This window comes from Escherichia sp. WS338, assembly GCF_046486405.1.
Taxonomy (GTDB): Bacteria; Pseudomonadota; Gammaproteobacteria; order Enterobacterales; family Enterobacteriaceae; genus Escherichia; species Escherichia coli.
This window is the reverse complement of the sequence record NZ_JBJQLL010000018.1, coordinates 1-15,213: the sequence shown is the minus strand read 5'-3', so window position 1 is coordinate 15,213 and position 15,213 is coordinate 1. Positions and strand designations below refer to the sequence as shown.

General features: G+C 46.8%; 32 protein-coding genes, 2 tRNA genes and 1 pseudogene. 20 read left to right on the top strand and 15 right to left on the bottom strand.

Annotated elements, in window-relative coordinates; translation table 11 throughout:
- Window positions 1-78: 78 nt before the first annotated feature.
- The 15 genes and pseudogenes from ACJHWT_RS16360 to ACJHWT_RS16290 form a co-directional block, all read right to left on the bottom strand.
- Window positions 79-294: a hypothetical protein gene (locus ACJHWT_RS16360; RefSeq protein WP_000188870.1), complete on the bottom strand. Its 216-nt coding sequence runs from the start codon at window positions 292-294 to the stop codon at window positions 79-81.
- A gap of 76 nt (window positions 295-370) precedes the next feature.
- Window positions 371-562, bottom strand: a complete 192-nt coding sequence (locus ACJHWT_RS16355; protein WP_000548531.1) for a DUF1382 family protein — start codon at window positions 560-562, stop codon at window positions 371-373.
- Window positions 535-717 carry a DUF1317 domain-containing protein gene (locus ACJHWT_RS16350; protein ID WP_000682318.1) on the bottom strand — a complete coding sequence of 61 codons (183 nt, stop codon included), beginning with the start codon at window positions 715-717 and terminating at the stop codon, window positions 535-537. Before ACJHWT_RS16350 ends, ACJHWT_RS16355 begins: the two co-directional genes overlap by 28 nt.
- Window positions 714-1,394 carry a lambda exonuclease family protein gene (locus ACJHWT_RS16345; RefSeq protein WP_233337172.1) on the bottom strand — a complete coding sequence of 227 codons (681 nt, stop codon included), beginning with the start codon at window positions 1,392-1,394 and terminating at the stop codon, window positions 714-716. Before ACJHWT_RS16345 ends, ACJHWT_RS16350 begins: the two co-directional genes overlap by 4 nt.
- Entirely contained in the window at window positions 1,391-2,176 is a 786-nt protein-coding gene (gene bet / locus ACJHWT_RS16340; protein ID WP_000100845.1) for a phage recombination protein Bet, read from the bottom strand. Before bet ends, ACJHWT_RS16345 begins: the two co-directional genes overlap by 4 nt.
- Window positions 2,177-2,181: 5 nt before the next feature.
- On the bottom strand, window positions 2,182-2,478 hold the full coding sequence (locus tag ACJHWT_RS16335; RefSeq protein ID WP_000995441.1) for a host-nuclease inhibitor Gam family protein: 297 nt from the start codon (window positions 2,476-2,478) through the stop codon (window positions 2,182-2,184).
- A gap of 53 nt (window positions 2,479-2,531) precedes the next feature.
- The gene (kil, locus tag ACJHWT_RS16330; RefSeq protein WP_001702774.1) at window positions 2,532-2,696 is read right to left on the bottom strand and encodes a host cell division inhibitory peptide Kil; all 165 of its coding nucleotides are present in this window, start codon (window positions 2,694-2,696) and stop codon (window positions 2,532-2,534) included.
- A complete protein-coding gene (locus ACJHWT_RS16325) occupies window positions 2,665-2,829 on the bottom strand; it encodes a protease FtsH-inhibitory lysogeny factor CIII (RefSeq protein ID WP_001198861.1) in 165 nt (54 codons plus the stop codon). The genes kil and ACJHWT_RS16325 overlap by 32 nt, the downstream gene beginning before the upstream one ends.
- 72 nt (window positions 2,830-2,901) lie before the next feature.
- Window positions 2,902-3,270 carry a DUF2528 family protein gene (locus tag ACJHWT_RS16320; RefSeq protein ID WP_089571453.1) on the bottom strand — a complete coding sequence of 123 codons (369 nt, stop codon included), beginning with the start codon at window positions 3,268-3,270 and terminating at the stop codon, window positions 2,902-2,904.
- Between the two features lie 182 nt (window positions 3,271-3,452).
- Window positions 3,453-3,524: an antirestriction Ral family protein gene (locus tag ACJHWT_RS16315; protein WP_231706837.1), complete on the bottom strand. Its 72-nt coding sequence runs from the start codon at window positions 3,522-3,524 to the stop codon at window positions 3,453-3,455.
- A gap of 154 nt (window positions 3,525-3,678) precedes the next feature.
- Window positions 3,679-3,951: a hypothetical protein gene (locus tag ACJHWT_RS16310; protein WP_000088201.1), complete on the bottom strand. Its 273-nt coding sequence runs from the start codon at window positions 3,949-3,951 to the stop codon at window positions 3,679-3,681.
- A 10-nt stretch (window positions 3,952-3,961) separates the two neighbouring features.
- Window positions 3,962-4,148: pseudogene (locus ACJHWT_RS16305) on the bottom strand (hypothetical protein).
- Between the two features lie 250 nt (window positions 4,149-4,398).
- Entirely contained in the window at window positions 4,399-5,082 is a 684-nt protein-coding gene (locus ACJHWT_RS16300) for a hypothetical protein (protein ID WP_001187007.1), read from the bottom strand.
- Window positions 5,082-5,402, bottom strand: a complete 321-nt coding sequence (locus ACJHWT_RS16295; protein ID WP_000433877.1) for a hypothetical protein — start codon at window positions 5,400-5,402, stop codon at window positions 5,082-5,084. The genes ACJHWT_RS16300 and ACJHWT_RS16295 overlap by 1 nt, the downstream gene beginning before the upstream one ends.
- A gap of 123 nt (window positions 5,403-5,525) precedes the next feature.
- Window positions 5,526-6,230, bottom strand: coding sequence for a helix-turn-helix transcriptional regulator (locus tag ACJHWT_RS16290; RefSeq protein WP_112844291.1), 705 nt, complete (start codon window positions 6,228-6,230; stop codon window positions 5,526-5,528).
- A 113-nt stretch (window positions 6,231-6,343) separates the two neighbouring features.
- Here ACJHWT_RS16290 and ACJHWT_RS16285 point away from each other — a divergent pair, with 113 nt between their 5' ends.
- The 20 genes from ACJHWT_RS16285 (at window position 6,344) to ACJHWT_RS16190 (ending at window position 15,023) form a co-directional block, all read left to right on the top strand.
- Window positions 6,344-6,577 carry a hypothetical protein gene (locus tag ACJHWT_RS16285; protein ID WP_000064149.1) on the top strand — a complete coding sequence of 78 codons (234 nt, stop codon included), beginning with the start codon at window positions 6,344-6,346 and terminating at the stop codon, window positions 6,575-6,577.
- A 138-nt stretch (window positions 6,578-6,715) separates the two neighbouring features.
- Window positions 6,716-7,012, top strand: coding sequence for a CII family transcriptional regulator (locus ACJHWT_RS16280; RefSeq protein ID WP_410232338.1), 297 nt, complete (start codon window positions 6,716-6,718; stop codon window positions 7,010-7,012).
- A 32-nt stretch (window positions 7,013-7,044) separates the two neighbouring features.
- Window positions 7,045-7,944, top strand: coding sequence for a replication protein (locus ACJHWT_RS16275; RefSeq protein ID WP_410232337.1), 900 nt, complete (start codon window positions 7,045-7,047; stop codon window positions 7,942-7,944).
- A complete protein-coding gene (locus tag ACJHWT_RS16270) occupies window positions 7,941-8,642 on the top strand; it encodes a replication protein P (protein WP_410232336.1) in 702 nt (233 codons plus the stop codon). The genes ACJHWT_RS16275 and ACJHWT_RS16270 overlap by 4 nt, the downstream gene beginning before the upstream one ends.
- A complete protein-coding gene (locus tag ACJHWT_RS16265; RefSeq protein WP_000145926.1) occupies window positions 8,639-8,929 on the top strand; it encodes a protein ren in 291 nt (96 codons plus the stop codon). The genes ACJHWT_RS16270 and ACJHWT_RS16265 overlap by 4 nt, the downstream gene beginning before the upstream one ends.
- 73 nt (window positions 8,930-9,002) lie before the next feature.
- Window positions 9,003-9,443, top strand: coding sequence for a recombination protein NinB (locus ACJHWT_RS16260; RefSeq protein WP_000736913.1), 441 nt, complete (start codon window positions 9,003-9,005; stop codon window positions 9,441-9,443).
- Window positions 9,440-10,312 carry a phosphoadenosine phosphosulfate reductase family protein gene (locus tag ACJHWT_RS16255; RefSeq protein ID WP_000611491.1) on the top strand — a complete coding sequence of 291 codons (873 nt, stop codon included), beginning with the start codon at window positions 9,440-9,442 and terminating at the stop codon, window positions 10,310-10,312. The genes ACJHWT_RS16260 and ACJHWT_RS16255 overlap by 4 nt, the downstream gene beginning before the upstream one ends.
- On the top strand, window positions 10,309-10,482 hold the full coding sequence (gene ninD, locus ACJHWT_RS16250; RefSeq protein ID WP_000984218.1) for a protein NinD: 174 nt from the start codon (window positions 10,309-10,311) through the stop codon (window positions 10,480-10,482). Before ACJHWT_RS16255 ends, ninD begins: the two co-directional genes overlap by 4 nt.
- The gene (locus ACJHWT_RS16245) at window positions 10,449-10,631 is read left to right on the top strand and encodes a NinE family protein (RefSeq protein ID WP_000113771.1); all 183 of its coding nucleotides are present in this window, start codon (window positions 10,449-10,451) and stop codon (window positions 10,629-10,631) included. The genes ninD and ACJHWT_RS16245 overlap by 34 nt, the downstream gene beginning before the upstream one ends.
- Entirely contained in the window at window positions 10,628-10,798 is a 171-nt protein-coding gene (locus ACJHWT_RS16240; RefSeq protein WP_000567007.1) for a protein NinF, read from the top strand. The genes ACJHWT_RS16245 and ACJHWT_RS16240 overlap by 4 nt, the downstream gene beginning before the upstream one ends.
- Window positions 10,791-11,402: a recombination protein NinG gene (locus tag ACJHWT_RS16235; protein ID WP_001108028.1), complete on the top strand. Its 612-nt coding sequence runs from the start codon at window positions 10,791-10,793 to the stop codon at window positions 11,400-11,402. The genes ACJHWT_RS16240 and ACJHWT_RS16235 overlap by 8 nt, the downstream gene beginning before the upstream one ends.
- Entirely contained in the window at window positions 11,399-12,070 is a 672-nt protein-coding gene (locus ACJHWT_RS16230) for a serine/threonine protein phosphatase (protein WP_001028837.1), read from the top strand. Before ACJHWT_RS16235 ends, ACJHWT_RS16230 begins: the two co-directional genes overlap by 4 nt.
- Window positions 12,061-12,579, top strand: coding sequence for an antiterminator Q family protein (locus ACJHWT_RS16225; protein ID WP_000512805.1), 519 nt, complete (start codon window positions 12,061-12,063; stop codon window positions 12,577-12,579). The genes ACJHWT_RS16230 and ACJHWT_RS16225 overlap by 10 nt, the downstream gene beginning before the upstream one ends.
- 194 nt (window positions 12,580-12,773) lie before the next feature.
- Window positions 12,774-13,286, top strand: coding sequence for an HNH endonuclease signature motif containing protein (locus ACJHWT_RS16220; protein WP_000658765.1), 513 nt, complete (start codon window positions 12,774-12,776; stop codon window positions 13,284-13,286).
- A 54-nt stretch (window positions 13,287-13,340) separates the two neighbouring features.
- Window positions 13,341-13,415 (top strand) — tRNA-Asn (locus ACJHWT_RS16215).
- Window positions 13,416-13,420: 5 nt separating this feature from the next.
- Window positions 13,421-13,496, top strand: a tRNA-Thr gene (locus tag ACJHWT_RS16210).
- A gap of 244 nt (window positions 13,497-13,740) precedes the next feature.
- Window positions 13,741-13,944 carry a phage holin family protein gene (locus tag ACJHWT_RS16205; protein ID WP_000286100.1) on the top strand — a complete coding sequence of 68 codons (204 nt, stop codon included), beginning with the start codon at window positions 13,741-13,743 and terminating at the stop codon, window positions 13,942-13,944.
- Entirely contained in the window at window positions 13,922-14,419 is a 498-nt protein-coding gene (locus ACJHWT_RS16200) for a lysozyme (protein WP_410232340.1), read from the top strand. Before ACJHWT_RS16205 ends, ACJHWT_RS16200 begins: the two co-directional genes overlap by 23 nt.
- Window positions 14,416-14,883: a lysis protein gene (locus tag ACJHWT_RS16195; RefSeq protein WP_072795874.1), complete on the top strand. Its 468-nt coding sequence runs from the start codon at window positions 14,416-14,418 to the stop codon at window positions 14,881-14,883. Before ACJHWT_RS16200 ends, ACJHWT_RS16195 begins: the two co-directional genes overlap by 4 nt.
- Entirely contained in the window at window positions 14,871-15,023 is a 153-nt protein-coding gene (locus ACJHWT_RS16190) for a hypothetical protein (RefSeq protein ID WP_001139678.1), read from the top strand. Before ACJHWT_RS16195 ends, ACJHWT_RS16190 begins: the two co-directional genes overlap by 13 nt.
- Window positions 15,024-15,213: the final 190 nt, after the last annotated feature.

Genomic DNA, 15,213 nt, shown 5'->3' with positions numbered 1-15,213 from the left:
GTTGGTTAATACGCTTGGGGGTGAATGCGAATAATAAAAAAGGAGCCTGTAGCTCCATGATGATTTTGTTTTTCATGCTCACCGTTCCTTAAAGACGCCGTTTAACATGCCGATCGCCAGGCTTAAATGAGTCGGTGTGAATCCCATCAGCGTTACCGTTTCGCGGTGCTTCTTCAGTACGCTACGGCAAATGTCATCGACGTTTTTATCCGGAAACTGCTGTCTGGCTTTTTTGATTTCAGAATTAGCCTGACGGGCAATACTGCGAAGGGCGTTTTCCTGCTGAGGTGTCATTGAACAAGTCCCATGTCGGCAAACATAAGCACACAGAATATGAAGCCCGCTGCCAGAAAAATGCATTCCGTGGTTGTCATACCTGGTCTCTCTCATCTGCTTCTGCTTTCGCCACCATCATTTCCAGCTTTTGTGAAAGGGATGCGGCTAACGTATGAAATTCTTCGTCTGTTTCTACTGGTATTGGCACAAACCTGACTCCAATTTGAGCGAGGCTATGTGCCATCTCGATACTCGTTCTTAACTCAACGGGAGATGCTTTGTGCATACAGCTCCCCGTTTATTATTTATCTCCTCAGCCAGCCGCTGTGCTTTCAGGGGATTTCGGATAACAGAAAGGCCTGGAAATACCCAGCCTCGCTTCGTAACGGAGTAGACGAAAGTGATCGTGCCTACGCGGATATTATCGTGAGGATGTTTCATCGCCATTGCTCCCCAAATACAAAACCAATTTCAGCCAGTGCCTCGTCCATTTTTTCGATGAACTCCGGCACCATCTCGTCAAAACTCGCTATATACTTTTCATTCCGCTCAATCACGACATAATGCAGGCCTTCACGCTTCATACGCGGGTCATAGTTGGCAAAGTACCAGGCATCTTTTCGCGTCACCCACATGCTGTACTGCACCTGGGCCATGTAAGCCGACTTTATGGCCTCGAAACCACCGAGCCGGAATTTCATGAAATCCCGGGAGGTAAACGGGCATTTCAGCTCAAGGCCATTGCCGTCACTGCATAAACCATCGGGAGAGCAGGCGGTGCGCATACTTTCGTCGCGATAGATGATCGGGGATTCAGTAACATTCACGCCGGAAGTGAACTCAAAGAGGGCTCTGGCGTCGTTCTCGTACTGTTTTCCCCAGGCCAGCGCCTTAGCGTTAACTTCCGGAGCCACACCGGTGCAAACCTCGGCAAGCAGGGTGTGGAAGTAGGACATTTTCATGTCAGGCCATTTCTTTCCGGAGCGGGGTTTTGCTATCACATTGTGAACTTCTGAAGCGGTGATGACGCCGAGCCGTAATTTGTGCCACGCATGATCCCCCTGTTCGACAGCTCTCACGTCGATCCCGGTACGCTGCAGGATAATGTCCGGTGTCATGCAGCCACCTTCTGTTCAGAGGCTTTCTGTTTCAGGAATCCAAGAGCTTTCACTGCTTCGGCCTGTGTCAGTTCCGACGATGCGCGAATGTCGCGGCGAAATATCTGGGAACAGAGCGGCAATAAGTCGTCATCCCATGTTTTGTCCAGGGCAATCAGCAGAGTGTTAATCTCCTGCATGGTTTCATCGTTAACCGGAGTGATGTCGCGTTCCGGCTGACGTTCTGCAGTGTATGCGGTATTTTCGACAATGCGCTCGGCTTCATCCTTGTCATAGATACCCGCAAATCCGAAGGCCAGACGGGCACACTGAATCATGGCTTTATGCCGTAACATCCGTTTGGGATGCGACTGCCACGGCCCCGTAATTTCTCTGCCTTCGCGGGTTTTGAATGGTTCGCGGCGGCATTCATCCATCCACTCGGTAACGCAGATCGGATGATTACGGTCCTTGCGGTAAATCCGGCATGTACAGGATTCATTGTCCTGCTCAAAGTCCATGCCATCAAACTGCTGGTTTTCATTGATGATGCGGGACCAGCCATCAACGCCCACCACCGGAACGATGCCATTCTGCTTATCAGGAAAGGCGTAAATTTCTTTCGTCCACGGATTAAGGCCGTACTGGTTGGCAACGATCAACAATGCGATGAACTGCGCATCGCTGGCATCACCTTTAAATGCCGTCTGGCGAAGAGTGGTGATCAGTTCCTGTGGGTCGACAGAATCCATGCCGACACGTTCAGCCAGCTTCCCTGCCAGCGTTGCGAGTGCTGTACTCATCCGTTTTATACCTCTGAATCAATATCAACCTGGTGGCGGGCAATAGTTTCAACCATGTACCGGATGTGTTCTGCCATGCGTTCCTGAAACTCAACATCGTCATCAAACGCACGGGTAATGGCTTTTTTGCTGGCCCCGTGGCGTTGCAAATGATCGATGCATAGCGATTCAAACAGGTGCTGGGGCAGGCCTTTTTCCATGTCGTCTGCCAGTTCTGCCTCTTTCTCTTCACGGGCGATCTGCTGGTAGTGACGCGCCCAGCTCTGAGCCTCAAGACGATCCTGAATGTAATAAGCGTTCATGGCTGAACTCCTGAAATAGCTGTGAAAATATCGTCCGCGAAATGTCGGGCTGATTAGGAAAACAGGGAAGGGGGGTAGTGAATGCTTTTGCTTGATCTCAGTTTCAGTATTAATATCCATTTTTTATAAGCGTCGACGGCCTCACGAAACATCTTTTCATCGCCAATAAAAGTGGCGATAGTGAATTTAGTCTGGATAGCCATAAGTGTTTGATCCATTTTTTGGGACTCCTGGCTGATTAAGTATGTCGATAAGGCGTTTCCATCCGTCACGTAATTTACGGGTGATTCGTTCAAGTAAAGATTCGGAAGGGCAGCCAGCAACAGGCCACCCTGCAATGGCATATTGCATGGTGTGCTCCTTATTTATACATAACGAAAAACGCCTCGAGTGAAGCGTTATTGGTATGCGGTAACGCCGCGCTCAGGCGGCTTTGATAGTCATATCATCTGAATCAAATATTCCTGATGTATCGATATCGATAATTCTTATTCCTTCGCTACCATCCATTGGAGGCCATCCTTCCTGACCATTTCCATCATTCCAGTCGAACTCACACACAACACCATATGCATTTAAGTCGCTTGAAATTGCTATAAGCAGAGCATGTTGCGCCAGCATGATTAATACAGCATTTAATACAGAGCCGTGTTTATTGAGTCGGTGTTCAGAGTCTGACCAGAAATTATTAATCTGGTGAAGTTTTTCCTCTGTCATTACGTCATGGTCGACTTCAATTTCTATTGATGCTTTCCAGTCGTAATCAATGATGTATTTTTTGATGTTTGACATCTATTCATATCCTCATAGATAAAAAATCGCCCTCACACTGGAGGGCAAAGAAGATTTCCAATAATCAGAACAAGTCGGCTCCTGTTTAGTTACGAGCGACATTGCTCCGTGTATTCACTCGTTGGAATGAATACACAGAGCAGTGTTTATTCTGTTTTTTATGGCAAAAATAAAAGCTGCCATCAGGCAGCCTTGTTGTTCTGTTTACCAAGTTCTCTGGAAATCATTGCCGTCGTTCGTATTGTCCACACCATTGATTTTTATCAATAGTCGTAGTCATACGGATAGTCCTGGTATTGTTCCATCGCATCCTGAGGATGCTCTTCGAACTCTTCAAATTCTTCTTCCATATATCACCTCAAATAAGTGGTTTGCTGCCTAATTTCATTTTCTGGCGACCAACACAAGTCATCTTGCTGTCAGTTGTTTGGATTTCCGGTAGCCTGCCGCGTAAATGGCTACGTTCGGAAGACAAGTTGAACCTTCATATTTTCTGGTCAGCGTTGTCAGTGTTATTACTTCTGCTCTCATTGCTGGTTTGCGCTTGCATTGCAAGACCACTCGTGAAGGGGTTGGCCTGTGTAGCTTGTCGGAGCTGATCGCCTCCTGACTTTGCAGGTTTGCTCGACGAGCTCTACGTCGAGAAGCTGCAGTGCCTTTAAATTCTGTTTTTCTGGACATAGATTCCTCCCTAATAAACTCTGGTGATGCAATCCCGAAGCTACTCCTGAGACGGTTGCTTCTGGATTTCATCCCACAGCTCATGTGGTTGGGTGAGCTGGCTTTTCAGCCACGTAGTCGAGTGTTCGACGTTGTTTAAAGAGCCTGCCAGTCTGTTCCGTTTGGCTTACAGCGTCCTGCTGATGAGTTAACTTTATCGAAATGATAAATTAATGGCAATAGCAAAATGATAAATTGTTTTGGTTTTCAAATATCCTGTTGATTATTATGGTTTTTTATTTGATTGCAGGACTTTATCAGAAGGAATAAAGAGACTTGAGGGGGATCAGAATTGCGCGTTTTAGTGAGTTGTATCTGTTTATTTTTCAACAAATACAATTGGTTATGGTGTTATTAGGTGTGGGGATCGTGAGGCAAAGAAAACCCGGCGCTGAGGCCGGGTGTGTATTAGGGGGTTGAGACTCCAGAGAGCAATCCGTAGATTTTATATACAGCAAATGCTAATGCTGGCAAGCCAAGGGCCCATTTGATTATATCAAGCTTAACATCACTAAGCTTACCTTCTAACTTTGCCTCTTGAACAGAAAGAGCTGCATCGATCTTTTTTGATTGGGAGTCAAGGGCACTCTCAATTCTACTCGATTGTATGTCCAGACGACTGTTGATTTGTTCGTGCTGAGTAACAACTAAATGCTTCATCTCCTTTATATCTGAAGCCATTAGTTCACGCCATTTGGCCATATCAGCCTGCATTTTTGAGGCCACTGCATCCACTTCAGCTTTATTTGCCTTCAGAAGTGCCTGTATTTCGTTTCTGCTCAAATCGGACATTGCGGTTCCCTGTATAGGAGTTTCCTCGTACGGTGGGATAACATTAGATTGTCCTTTACAATCGGCAACCCCTCCTTTATCTACGATTGTAGCAGTTAGCTGGGAATTGGTCGCATCATCCACCATGTTTTTTGGTGAATAAGAGGAAATAGGCGTAGAAAACAGATTACCTTTTGCTGTTTCCATGAACATCATGAAATCGCGAGTATTAACGTTATTCAGGGAAACTTGCAGTGGTTTAACAATACTTGATGTTTTGTAAGTAATAGTTAAATCACCTACTTCTTCCGGTTGTTGCATTACGACTTCGCTCCATTAGAGTTTTGTGCCTCTAATTGTTCGAAAAGAAGAACTATATTCTCTTGAAGAGCCTTTAGTTGTGCCATTGGCATTATCACAGTGCATTGCTGATTGAGTTCATTTACAGAGCCTATCTGCATATTCGCTCTACCTGGTTGATCTGGTATATCATTTTGGGATAGTACCGCAGGTATTGACTTGTTTGCGATAAAATGTATACAAATGAGATTTTTTTCCGCTCCCGGTAGTGGAGCAAAACTAGCGAAGTCCGCATAGGTTTCAATATAATCCACAGATGGTTTAATTTTGACCGGTTCCATAACGCCTCTCATCAAATATTGTAGGTTTTTTAATTCAATGTGTTAAATGTTGGTGGTGTGTTATTTAAAGTTATTTTGACATCCTCCACGCCCTGAAGGACGGGGCTTGTCGCGTACTTGAAGTCACAAACTTTTCAGCCACTCCCTTGCCTCGATGTCATCCAGATGGCGAGATTGCTTCAGAATACCAGCCACATACTCCACCTTTGCTACTTGATGATAAGGCAACGTTATTGGCCTATGGTCCTGGTTGATGCTTGTAAACTGGTATTCTCCGTCTCTGTCATAGCCAAGAACTTTGATCATGTTGTGTCCTTCAACGGTTCTGACAAACACCTCATCACCCGGGAATACTTTGGTGTTAGGCTCAATGAGTACATATTCTCCTGATTTTATTCTAGGCCACATGCTGTCTCCTTTCACACGAAGACCAAAGGCATCTGGATCATCGCTATAAATCTTGAGCCACCCATCGCGCTCTTCGGTCATCTCGATGGCACCATCAACACCAAGAATTGCCTCACCAACCACGCGCACTAACCCTTTTCTTACCTGACCGACAAAAGTTAAAGAATCTGAGCATGATGCAATTGGTGTTACATCATGTACCAAATCAAGCCACCCATTAGGTAACCCAAGTGCGGCTTCGAATTTTCTTGCTAGTTTATCCCCTATGTTTCGAGTGCTTTTTTCACCGGAGACTTGCGTGAGTTGAGAAGGGCTAACTCCAAGCTTATCGGCAAAGCTTGCATTAGTGTTACCCGCGATTTTTTTATGCTCATCTAGCAAAAACGCCAGATTCGATTTGCGAATATCTTTGTTTTCCATCCCACGATTCTCCCTCTATTTAGCAAATGGATAAATACGCATTTTGATAAATCTCCATTGCAGTTTATTTATCAAAATGGTAAAGTTGCTCTGTGTGATAAACGGAGGCACTAATGAGTAATGAACTACTACGCTGGCGAAAAGAGGCTTCTAGTGAGGAATGGAAGCGACTCGCCGCATTAGCGAATACTTCAGTTGGCTATCTTGATCAGATTGCATATGGGTTTCGAAGAGCTTCCCCAGATAAAGCGAATGCAATCGAAGAAGCCACTCGTAATTTCACGGGTTATAAACCTGTGAAAAAGGAAAATCTGGTGTTCGTATCGCGTAGAGCATCAGCAGCATAAGTAACCCCGCTCTTTGTAACAACGGACATTCGTCCTACGTCGCTGAAAAGCGAATCCCAGAATATCTGATCAACTAAGGCCATATGCGTTTCCACGCATACCTTTCAACTAACTATTCACTATTGGAAATCTTAAGAAATGGAAAGAACAAGTTACAGCAAACTATCACAGCGTGACGTTGATCGCGCAGAAACAGATTTACTTATCAATCTGTCAGCTATTACCCAGCGCGGTCTGGCAAAGATGATTGGCTGTCATGAATCGAAGATAAGCAGAACGGACTGGAGATTTATTGCTTCGGTCTTGTGTGCTTTCGGAATGGCATCAGACATCAGTCCGATTAGCAGGGCTTTTAAGTATGCGCTTGCTGAAATCACAAAGAAAAAATCCCCGGCCGCCACCGAGGATTTTAAGCAAATTGATATGCAATTCTGAGGGAATTACTGGATCTATCAACAGGAGTCATTATGACAAATACAGCAAAAATACTCAACTTCGGCAGAGGTAACTTTGCCGGACAGGAGCGTAATGTGGCAGATCTCGATGATGGTTACGCCAGACTATCAAATATGCTGCTTGAGGCTTATTCGGGCGCAGATCTGACCAAGCGACAGTTTAAAGTGCTGCTTGCCATTCTGCGTAAAACCTATGGGTGGAATAAACCAATAGACAGAATCACCGATTCTCAACTTAGCGAGATTACAAAGTTACCCGTCAAACGGTGCAATGAAGCCAAGTTAGAACTCGTCAGAATGAATATTATCAAGCAGCAAGGCGGCATGTTTGGACCAAACAAAAACATCTCAGAATGGTGCATCCCTCAAAACGAGGGAAAATCCCCTAAAACGAGGGATAAAACATCCCTCAAATTAGGGGATTGCTATCCCTCAAAACAGGGGGACACAAAAGACACTATTACAAAAGAAAAAAGAAAAGATTATTCGTCAGAGAATTCTGGCGAATCCTCTGACCAGCCAGAAAACGACCTTTCTGTGGTGAAACCGGATGCTGCAATTCAGAGCGGCAGCAAGTGGGGGACAGCAGAAGACCTGACCGCCGCAGAGTGGATGTTTGACATGGTGAAGACCATCGCGCCATCAGCCAGAAAACCGAATTTTGCAGGGTGGGCTAACGATATCCGCCTGATGCGTGAACGTGACGGACGTAACCACCGCGACATGTGCGTGCTGTTCCGCTGGGCATGCCAGGACAACTTCTGGTCCGGTAACGTGCTTAGCCCGGCCAAACTCCGCGACAAGTGGACCCAGCTCGAAATCAACCGTAACAAGCAACAGGCAGTCGTGACAGCCAGCAAACCAAAACTCGACCTGACAAACACAGACTGGATTTACGGGGTGGATCTATGAAAAACATCGCCGCACAGATGGTTAACTTTGACCGTGAGCAGATGCGTCGGATCGCCAACAACATGCCGGAACAGTACGACGAAAAGCCGCAGGTACAGCAGGTAGCGCAGATCATCAACGGTGTGTTCAGCCAGTTACTGGCAACTTTCCCGGCGAGCCTGGCTAACCGTGACCAGAACGAACTGAACGAAATCCGCCGCCAGTGGGTTCTGGCTTTCCGGGAAAACGGGATCACCACAATGGAACAGGTTAACGCAGGAATGCGCGTAGCCCGTCGGCAGAATCGACCATTTCTGCCATCACCCGGGCAGTTTGTTGCATGGTGCCGGGAAGAAGCATCCGTTACCGCCGGACTGCCAAACGTCAGCGAGCTGGTTGATATGGTTTACGAGTATTGCCGGAAGCGAGGCCTGTATCCGGATGCGGAGTCTTATCCGTGGAAATCAAACGCGCACTACTGGCTGATTACCAACCTGTATCAGAACATGCGGGCCAATGCGCTTACTGATGCGGAATTACGCCGTAAGGCCGCAGATGAGCTTGTCCATATGACTGCGAGAATTAACCGTGGTGAGGCGATCCCTGAACCAGTAAAACAACTTCCTGTCATGGGCGGTAGACCTCTAAATCATGCACAGGCTCTGGCGAAGATCGCAGAAATCAAAGCTAAGTTCGGACTGAAAGGAGCAAGTGTATGACGGGCAAAGAGGCAATTATTCATTACCTGGGGACGCATAATAGCTTCTGTGCGCCGGACGTTGCCGCGCTAACAGGCGCAACAGTAACCAGCATAAATCAGGCCGCGGCTAAAATGGCACGGGCAGGTCTTCTGGTTATCGAAGGTAAGGTCTGGCGAACGGTGTATTACCGGTTTGCTACCAAGGAAGAACGGGAAGGAAAGATGAGCACGAACCTGATTTTTAAGGAGTGTCGCCAGAGTGCCGCGATGAAACGGGTATTGGCGGTATATGGAGTTAAAAGATGACCATCTACATTACTGAGCTAATAACAGGCCTGCTGGTAATCGCAGGCCTTTTTATTTGGGGGAGAGGGAAGTCATGAAAAAACTAACCTTTGAAATTCGATCTCCAGCACATCAGCAAAACGCTATTCACGCAGTACAGCAAATTCTTCCAGACCCAACCAAACCAATCGTAGTAACCATTCAGGAACGCAACCGCAGCTTAGACCAAAACCGAAAGCTTTGGGCTTGCCTTGGTGACGTCTCTCGTCAGGTTGAATGGCATGGTCGCTGGCTGGATGCAGAAAGCTGGAAGTGTGTGTTTACCGCAGCATTAAAGCAGCAGGACGTTGTTCCTAACCTTGCCGGGAATGGCTTTGTGGTAATAGGCCAGTCAACCAGCAGGATGCGTGTAAGCGAATTTGCGGAGCTATTAGAGCTTATACAGGCATTCGGTACAGAGCGTGGCGTTAAGTGGTCAGACGAAGCGCGACTGGCTCTGGAGTGGAAAGCGAGATGGGGAGACAGGGCTGCATGATAAATGTCGTTAGTTTCTCCGGTGGCAGGACGTCAGCATATTTGCTCTGGCTAATGGAGCAAAAGCGACGGGCAGGTAAAGACGTGCATTACGTTTTCATGGATACAGGTTGTGAACATCCAATGACATATCGGTTTGTCAGGGAAGTTGTGAAGTTCTGGGATATACCGCTCACCGTATTGCAGGTTGATATCAACCCGGAGCTTGGACAGCCAAATGGTTATACGGTATGGGAACCAAAGGATATTCAGACTCGAATGCCTGTTCTGAAGCCATTTATCGATATGGTAAAGAAATATGGCACTCCATACGTCGGCGGCGCGTTCTGCACTGACAGATTAAAACTCGTTCCCTTCACCAAATACTGTGATGACCATTTCGGGCGAGGGAATTACACCACGTGGATTGGCATCAGAGCTGATGAACCGAAGCGGCTAAAGCCAAAGCCTGGAATCAGATATCTTGCTGAACTGTCAGACTTTGAGAAGGAAGATATCCTCGCATGGTGGAAGCAACAACCATTCGATTTGCAAATACCGGAACATCTCGGTAACTGCATATTCTGCATTAAAAAATCAACGCAAAAAATCGGACTTGCCTGCAAAGATGAGGAGGGATTGCAGCGTGTTTTTAATGAGGTCATCACGGGATCCCATGTGCGTGACGGACATCGGGAAACGCCAAAGGAGATTATGTACCGAGGAAGAATGTCGCTGGACGGTATCGCGAAAATGTATTCAGAAAATGATTATCAAGCCCTGTATCAGGACATGGTACGAGCTAAAAGATTCGATACCGGCTCTTGTTCTGAGTCATGCGAAATATTTGGAGGGCAGCTTGATTTCGACTTCGGGAGGGAGGCTGCATGATGCGATGTTATCGGTGCGGTGAATGCAAAGAAGATAACCGCTTCCGACCAAATCAACCTTACTGGAATCGATGGTGTCTCCGATGTGAAAGAACACCAACAGGGGTGTTACCACTACCGCAGGAAAAGGAGGACGTGTGGCGAGACAGCGACGAAGTATCACCGACATAATCTGCGAAAACTGCAAATACCTTCCAACGAAGCGCTCCAGAAATAAACGCAAGCCAATCCCAAAAGAATCTGACGTAAAAACCTTCAACTACACGGCTCACCTGTGGGATATCCGGTGGCTTAGAGAACGTGCGAGGAAAACAAGGTGATTGACCAAAATCGAAGTTACGAACAAGGAAGTGTCGAGCGAGCTTTAACGTGCGCTAACTGCGGTCAGAAGCTGCATGTGCTGGAAGTTCACGTGTGTGAGCACTGCTGCGCAGAACTGATGAGCGATCCGAATAGCTCGATGCACGAGGAAGAAGATGATGGCTAAACCAGCGCGAAGACGATGTAAAAACGATGAATGCCGGGAATGGTTTCACCCTGCATTCGCTAATCAGTGGTGGTGCTCTCCAGAGTGTGGAACCAAGATAGCACTCGAACGACGAAGTAAAGAACGCGAAAAAGCGGAAAAAGCAGCAGAGAAGAAACGACGACGAGAGGATCAGAAACAGAAAGATAAACTTAAGATTCGAAAACTCGCCTTAAAGCCCCGCAGTTACTGGATTAAACAAGCCCAACAAGCCGTAAACGCCTTCATCAGAGAAAGAGACCGCGACTTACCATGTATCTCGTGCGGAACGCTCACGTCTGCTCAGTGGGATGCCGGGCATTACCGGACAACTGCTGCGGCGCCTCAACTCCGATTTGATGAACGCAATATTCACAAGCAATGCGTGGTGTGCAACCAGCACAAAAGCGGAAATCTCGTTCCGTATCGCGTCGAACTGATTAACCGCATCGGGCAGGAAGCAGTAGACGAAATCGAATCAAACCATAACCGCCATCGCTGGACTGTCGAAGAGTGCAGGACCATCAAGGCGGAGTATCAACAGAAACTTAAAAAACTGCGAAACAGCAGAAGTGAGGCTGCATGAATATCTACGAAAGAATTGATGGCAGCAAATACCGAAATATTTGGGTAGCTGGCGACCTGCACGGATGCTACACGAACCTTATGAACAAACTGGATACGATTGGATTCGACAACAAAAAAGACCTGCTTATCTCGGTGGGCGATTTGGTTGATCGTGGTGCAGAGAACGTTGAATGCCTGGAATTAATCACATTCCCCTGGTTCAGAGCTGTACGTGGAAACCATGAGCACATGATGATTGATGGCTTATCAGAGCGTGGAAACGTCAATCACTGGCTGCTTAATGGCGGTGTCTGGTTCTTTAATCTCGATTACGACAAAGAAATTCTGGCTAAAGCTCTTGCCCATAAAGCAGAAGAACTTCCGTTAATCATCGAACTGGTGAGCAAAGGTAAAAAATATGTCATCTGCCACGCCGATTATCCTTGTGACGAATACGAATTTGGAAAGCCAGTTGATCATCAGCAGGTAATCTGGAACCGCGAACGAATCAGCAACTCACAAGACGGGATCGTGAAAGAAATTAAAGGCGCGGACACGTTTATCTTTGGTCATACGCCAGCAGTGAAACCACTTAAATTTGCCAACCAAATGTATATCGATACCGGCGCAGTGTTCTGCGGAAACCTCACATTGATTCAGGTACAGGGAGAAGGCGCGTGGGCATAAGAGAACTAAACCTCACCAAAGAACAGCATGAGTGGCTGAATGGCTGGCTTGAACTGTGGGGCGCATGGGTTTATTCAGGTCGTCTGGAAAAGCGCATGAGCAGCGTAATAGCGAAGTTCATGGAGAGCGTAGAGCCGGGAAGAGTTATGACAAGGCCAATGTGCAATGATGATGATGGAATGTTGATTTCTCAGGTCGTCGATTCCGTCATGTGCATTGACAAGAAAGCCTTTGGCATCCTCCTCAGCTACTACGCTCATGGTTCATCTAAGCGAGCAATTGCATCCTACTATCACGCGACTGCAAAGCCACGCAAGATGTGTGGACGTGGTGGCGAGGGATGGAGAAAACCTTCACTGGCAACCTGTAGAAACGAAATTGACGACATCCTGAAAGCATCGTTATTTGTTTTGTACCAGCCAATGCAAAATGCTTTCAAAATGCGTAAACGTGTTGAGAAAGTTAAGCATGTTGCTGTTAAAAGCCTTGACATGCAATTATCCATTTAGCCATAATATTCACATATGCTGCTGCTTTTGCATTCAGCAACCATCACAAGCCCACCTCCTGTGGGCTTTTTTGCATTCGCGTGCAATCAAAACAAGAGTCTTAGTGATATGGGCCTGAGATATGGTGGTGGAAACATCGCTCCGCTCTTGGCTGTCATATCTACGCGAACAGGCTCTATCCCTAAGGTAAAGCGATGAAAGAAATAAAATTAACGCCAGAAATGGTGCTTTCTGTTGTTGATTACAATCCATCGTCAGGCGACTTTCACTGGAGATGGAGGCAGGGGAGAGAGAGGACCACTTTGACATGGAACTCTCGTTTTGCTTTCAAGAAATGCTCATCAATAAATTCTGATGGGTATTTAATGATTATGATTAATGGTAAAGCATACCCTGCTCACAGACTGGCATGGTTGATTGTTTATGGCACCATGCCCGATGGTTTTATTGATCACATCAACAGGGTAAGAACAGATAACCGGATATCAAATCTTCGTCTTGTCACTCATTCCGAAAATATGCAAAACAGGAAAATTCAGAAGAATAATAAATCTGGATACCGTGGCGTGTCTTGGGATGCTAAGTACGGGAAATGGAGAGCAAGAATTAATGCGTCTGGAAAGTGTATTAACCTTGGATACCATGACACTGCCGAACTTGCCGCTGCGGCTTTTGAGGCAGCCAGAATGAAATATCATACCGTTTAAAGATGTAAGCTGCCGTTAGTGACTCTTAAGTTGCAACGGTGGCTTTTTTTATTTGGGTCAGTCGTATAAAGGTCATTACGGAAGGCTGTTAACCTTCTTATCGTGGTTCGAGTCCACGCTGTCCCGCCAAACATGCTGGTTTAGCTCCAATGGTAGAGCAGTCGCCTTGTAAGCGAATGGGTAGCGGTTCAAGTCCGTTAACCAGCACCATAACTGAGCCGTAGCCACTGGCTATCCTGAATTCATCAGTGATAGTTACGCTGCGGCCTTCTACACATGACCTTCGTGAAAGCGGGTGGCAGGAGGTCGCGCTAACAACATCCTGCCGTTTTGCCCGTGCATATCGGTCACGAACAAATCTGATTACTAAATACAGTAGCCTGGATTTGTTCTATCAGTAATCGACCTTATTCCTAATTAAATAGAGCAAATCCCCTCAATGAAGGGGTAGAGCATGTACCGTATGGACAAAATCAGAGAATGGTTCAGTTACAGCTTCGGAGGACTGACTGCGATGGGTGGCATTCTCTCCCTGAATGACTGGGCTGTCATCATTGGTATTCTTTGTACTGTCGGCACATTTGGCATCAACTGGTACTACAAGCGCAAAGAGCGCGAGGACAGATTGAATGGCAATGTCACCGGCACTACGAAATAGCGTAATAGCGGCGATAAGTGGCGGGGCTATTGCTATAGCATCTGTGTTAATCACTGGCCCAAGTGGTAACGATGGTCTGGAAGGTGTCAGCTACATACCATACAAAGATATTGTTGGTGTATGGACTGTATGTTACGGGCATACAGGAAAAGACATCATTCCCGGTAAAACGTATACCGAAGCAGAATGCAAAGCCCTCCTGAATAAAGACCTTGCCACGGTAGCCAGACAAATTAACCCGTACATCAAAGTCGATATACCGGAAACAACGCGCGGCGCTCTTTACTCGTTCGTCTATAACGTGGGCGCAGGCAATTTCAGAACATCTACTCTTCTTCGCAAAATAAACCAGGGCGATATCAAGGGCGCATGTGACCAGCTACGTCGCTGGGCATACGCTGGCGGTAAGCAATGGAAAGGCCTGATGACTCGTCGTGAGATTGAGCGTGAGGTCTGTTTGTGGGGGCAACAATGAGCAGGGTAACCGCGATTATCTCCGCTCTGGTTATCTGCATCATCGTCTGCCTGTCATGGGCTGTTAATCATTACCGTGATAATGCAATCGCCTACAAAGAACAGCGCGATAACAAGGCCAGTGAACTGGAGAAGGCGAACGCCACCATTACTGACATGCAGCAGCGCCAGCGTGATGCTGATGCACTCGATGATAAATACACGAAGGAGTTAGCTGATGCGAAAGCTGAAAATGATGCTCTTCGGCGCAAGCTTGATAATGGTGGCAGGGTGCTCGTCAAAGGAAAATGCCCTGTGCCATCCTCAGACGAAACCTCCAGCGCCTCCGGCATGGGCAATGATGCCACCGTCGAACTCTCTCCAGTTGCTGGACGAAACGTTCTCGGTATCCGGGACGGAATTATCCGCGACCAAACAGCACTGAGAACGCTTCAGGAATACATCAGGACGCAATGCCTTCGATGATAGCGATAATTTTACTCATCATCCTTCACATCTGGCTCTGTAGACAGGGTGGTGCTCACTTCTGGAGTGAATCCAGATTAAACATCTCATTGCTGATGCTTGATATTGAGCATTTTGCGCGCGGTAAGGGGCTGCGTTGAGATAAGAGCCAGTCATTACAAATACCAGGATTTAGCCTCGCATTCGCGGGGCTTTTTATTGCCATTACAAAAGCCACTTCCTACAGAGTGGCTTTGATAATGGCTTATACCCTACACGGGATAACTTAACTGATATCCCTTTTAAAGGATAAAGGTATTCAAGCCTGACACATCATGCGCTGTATCGTCG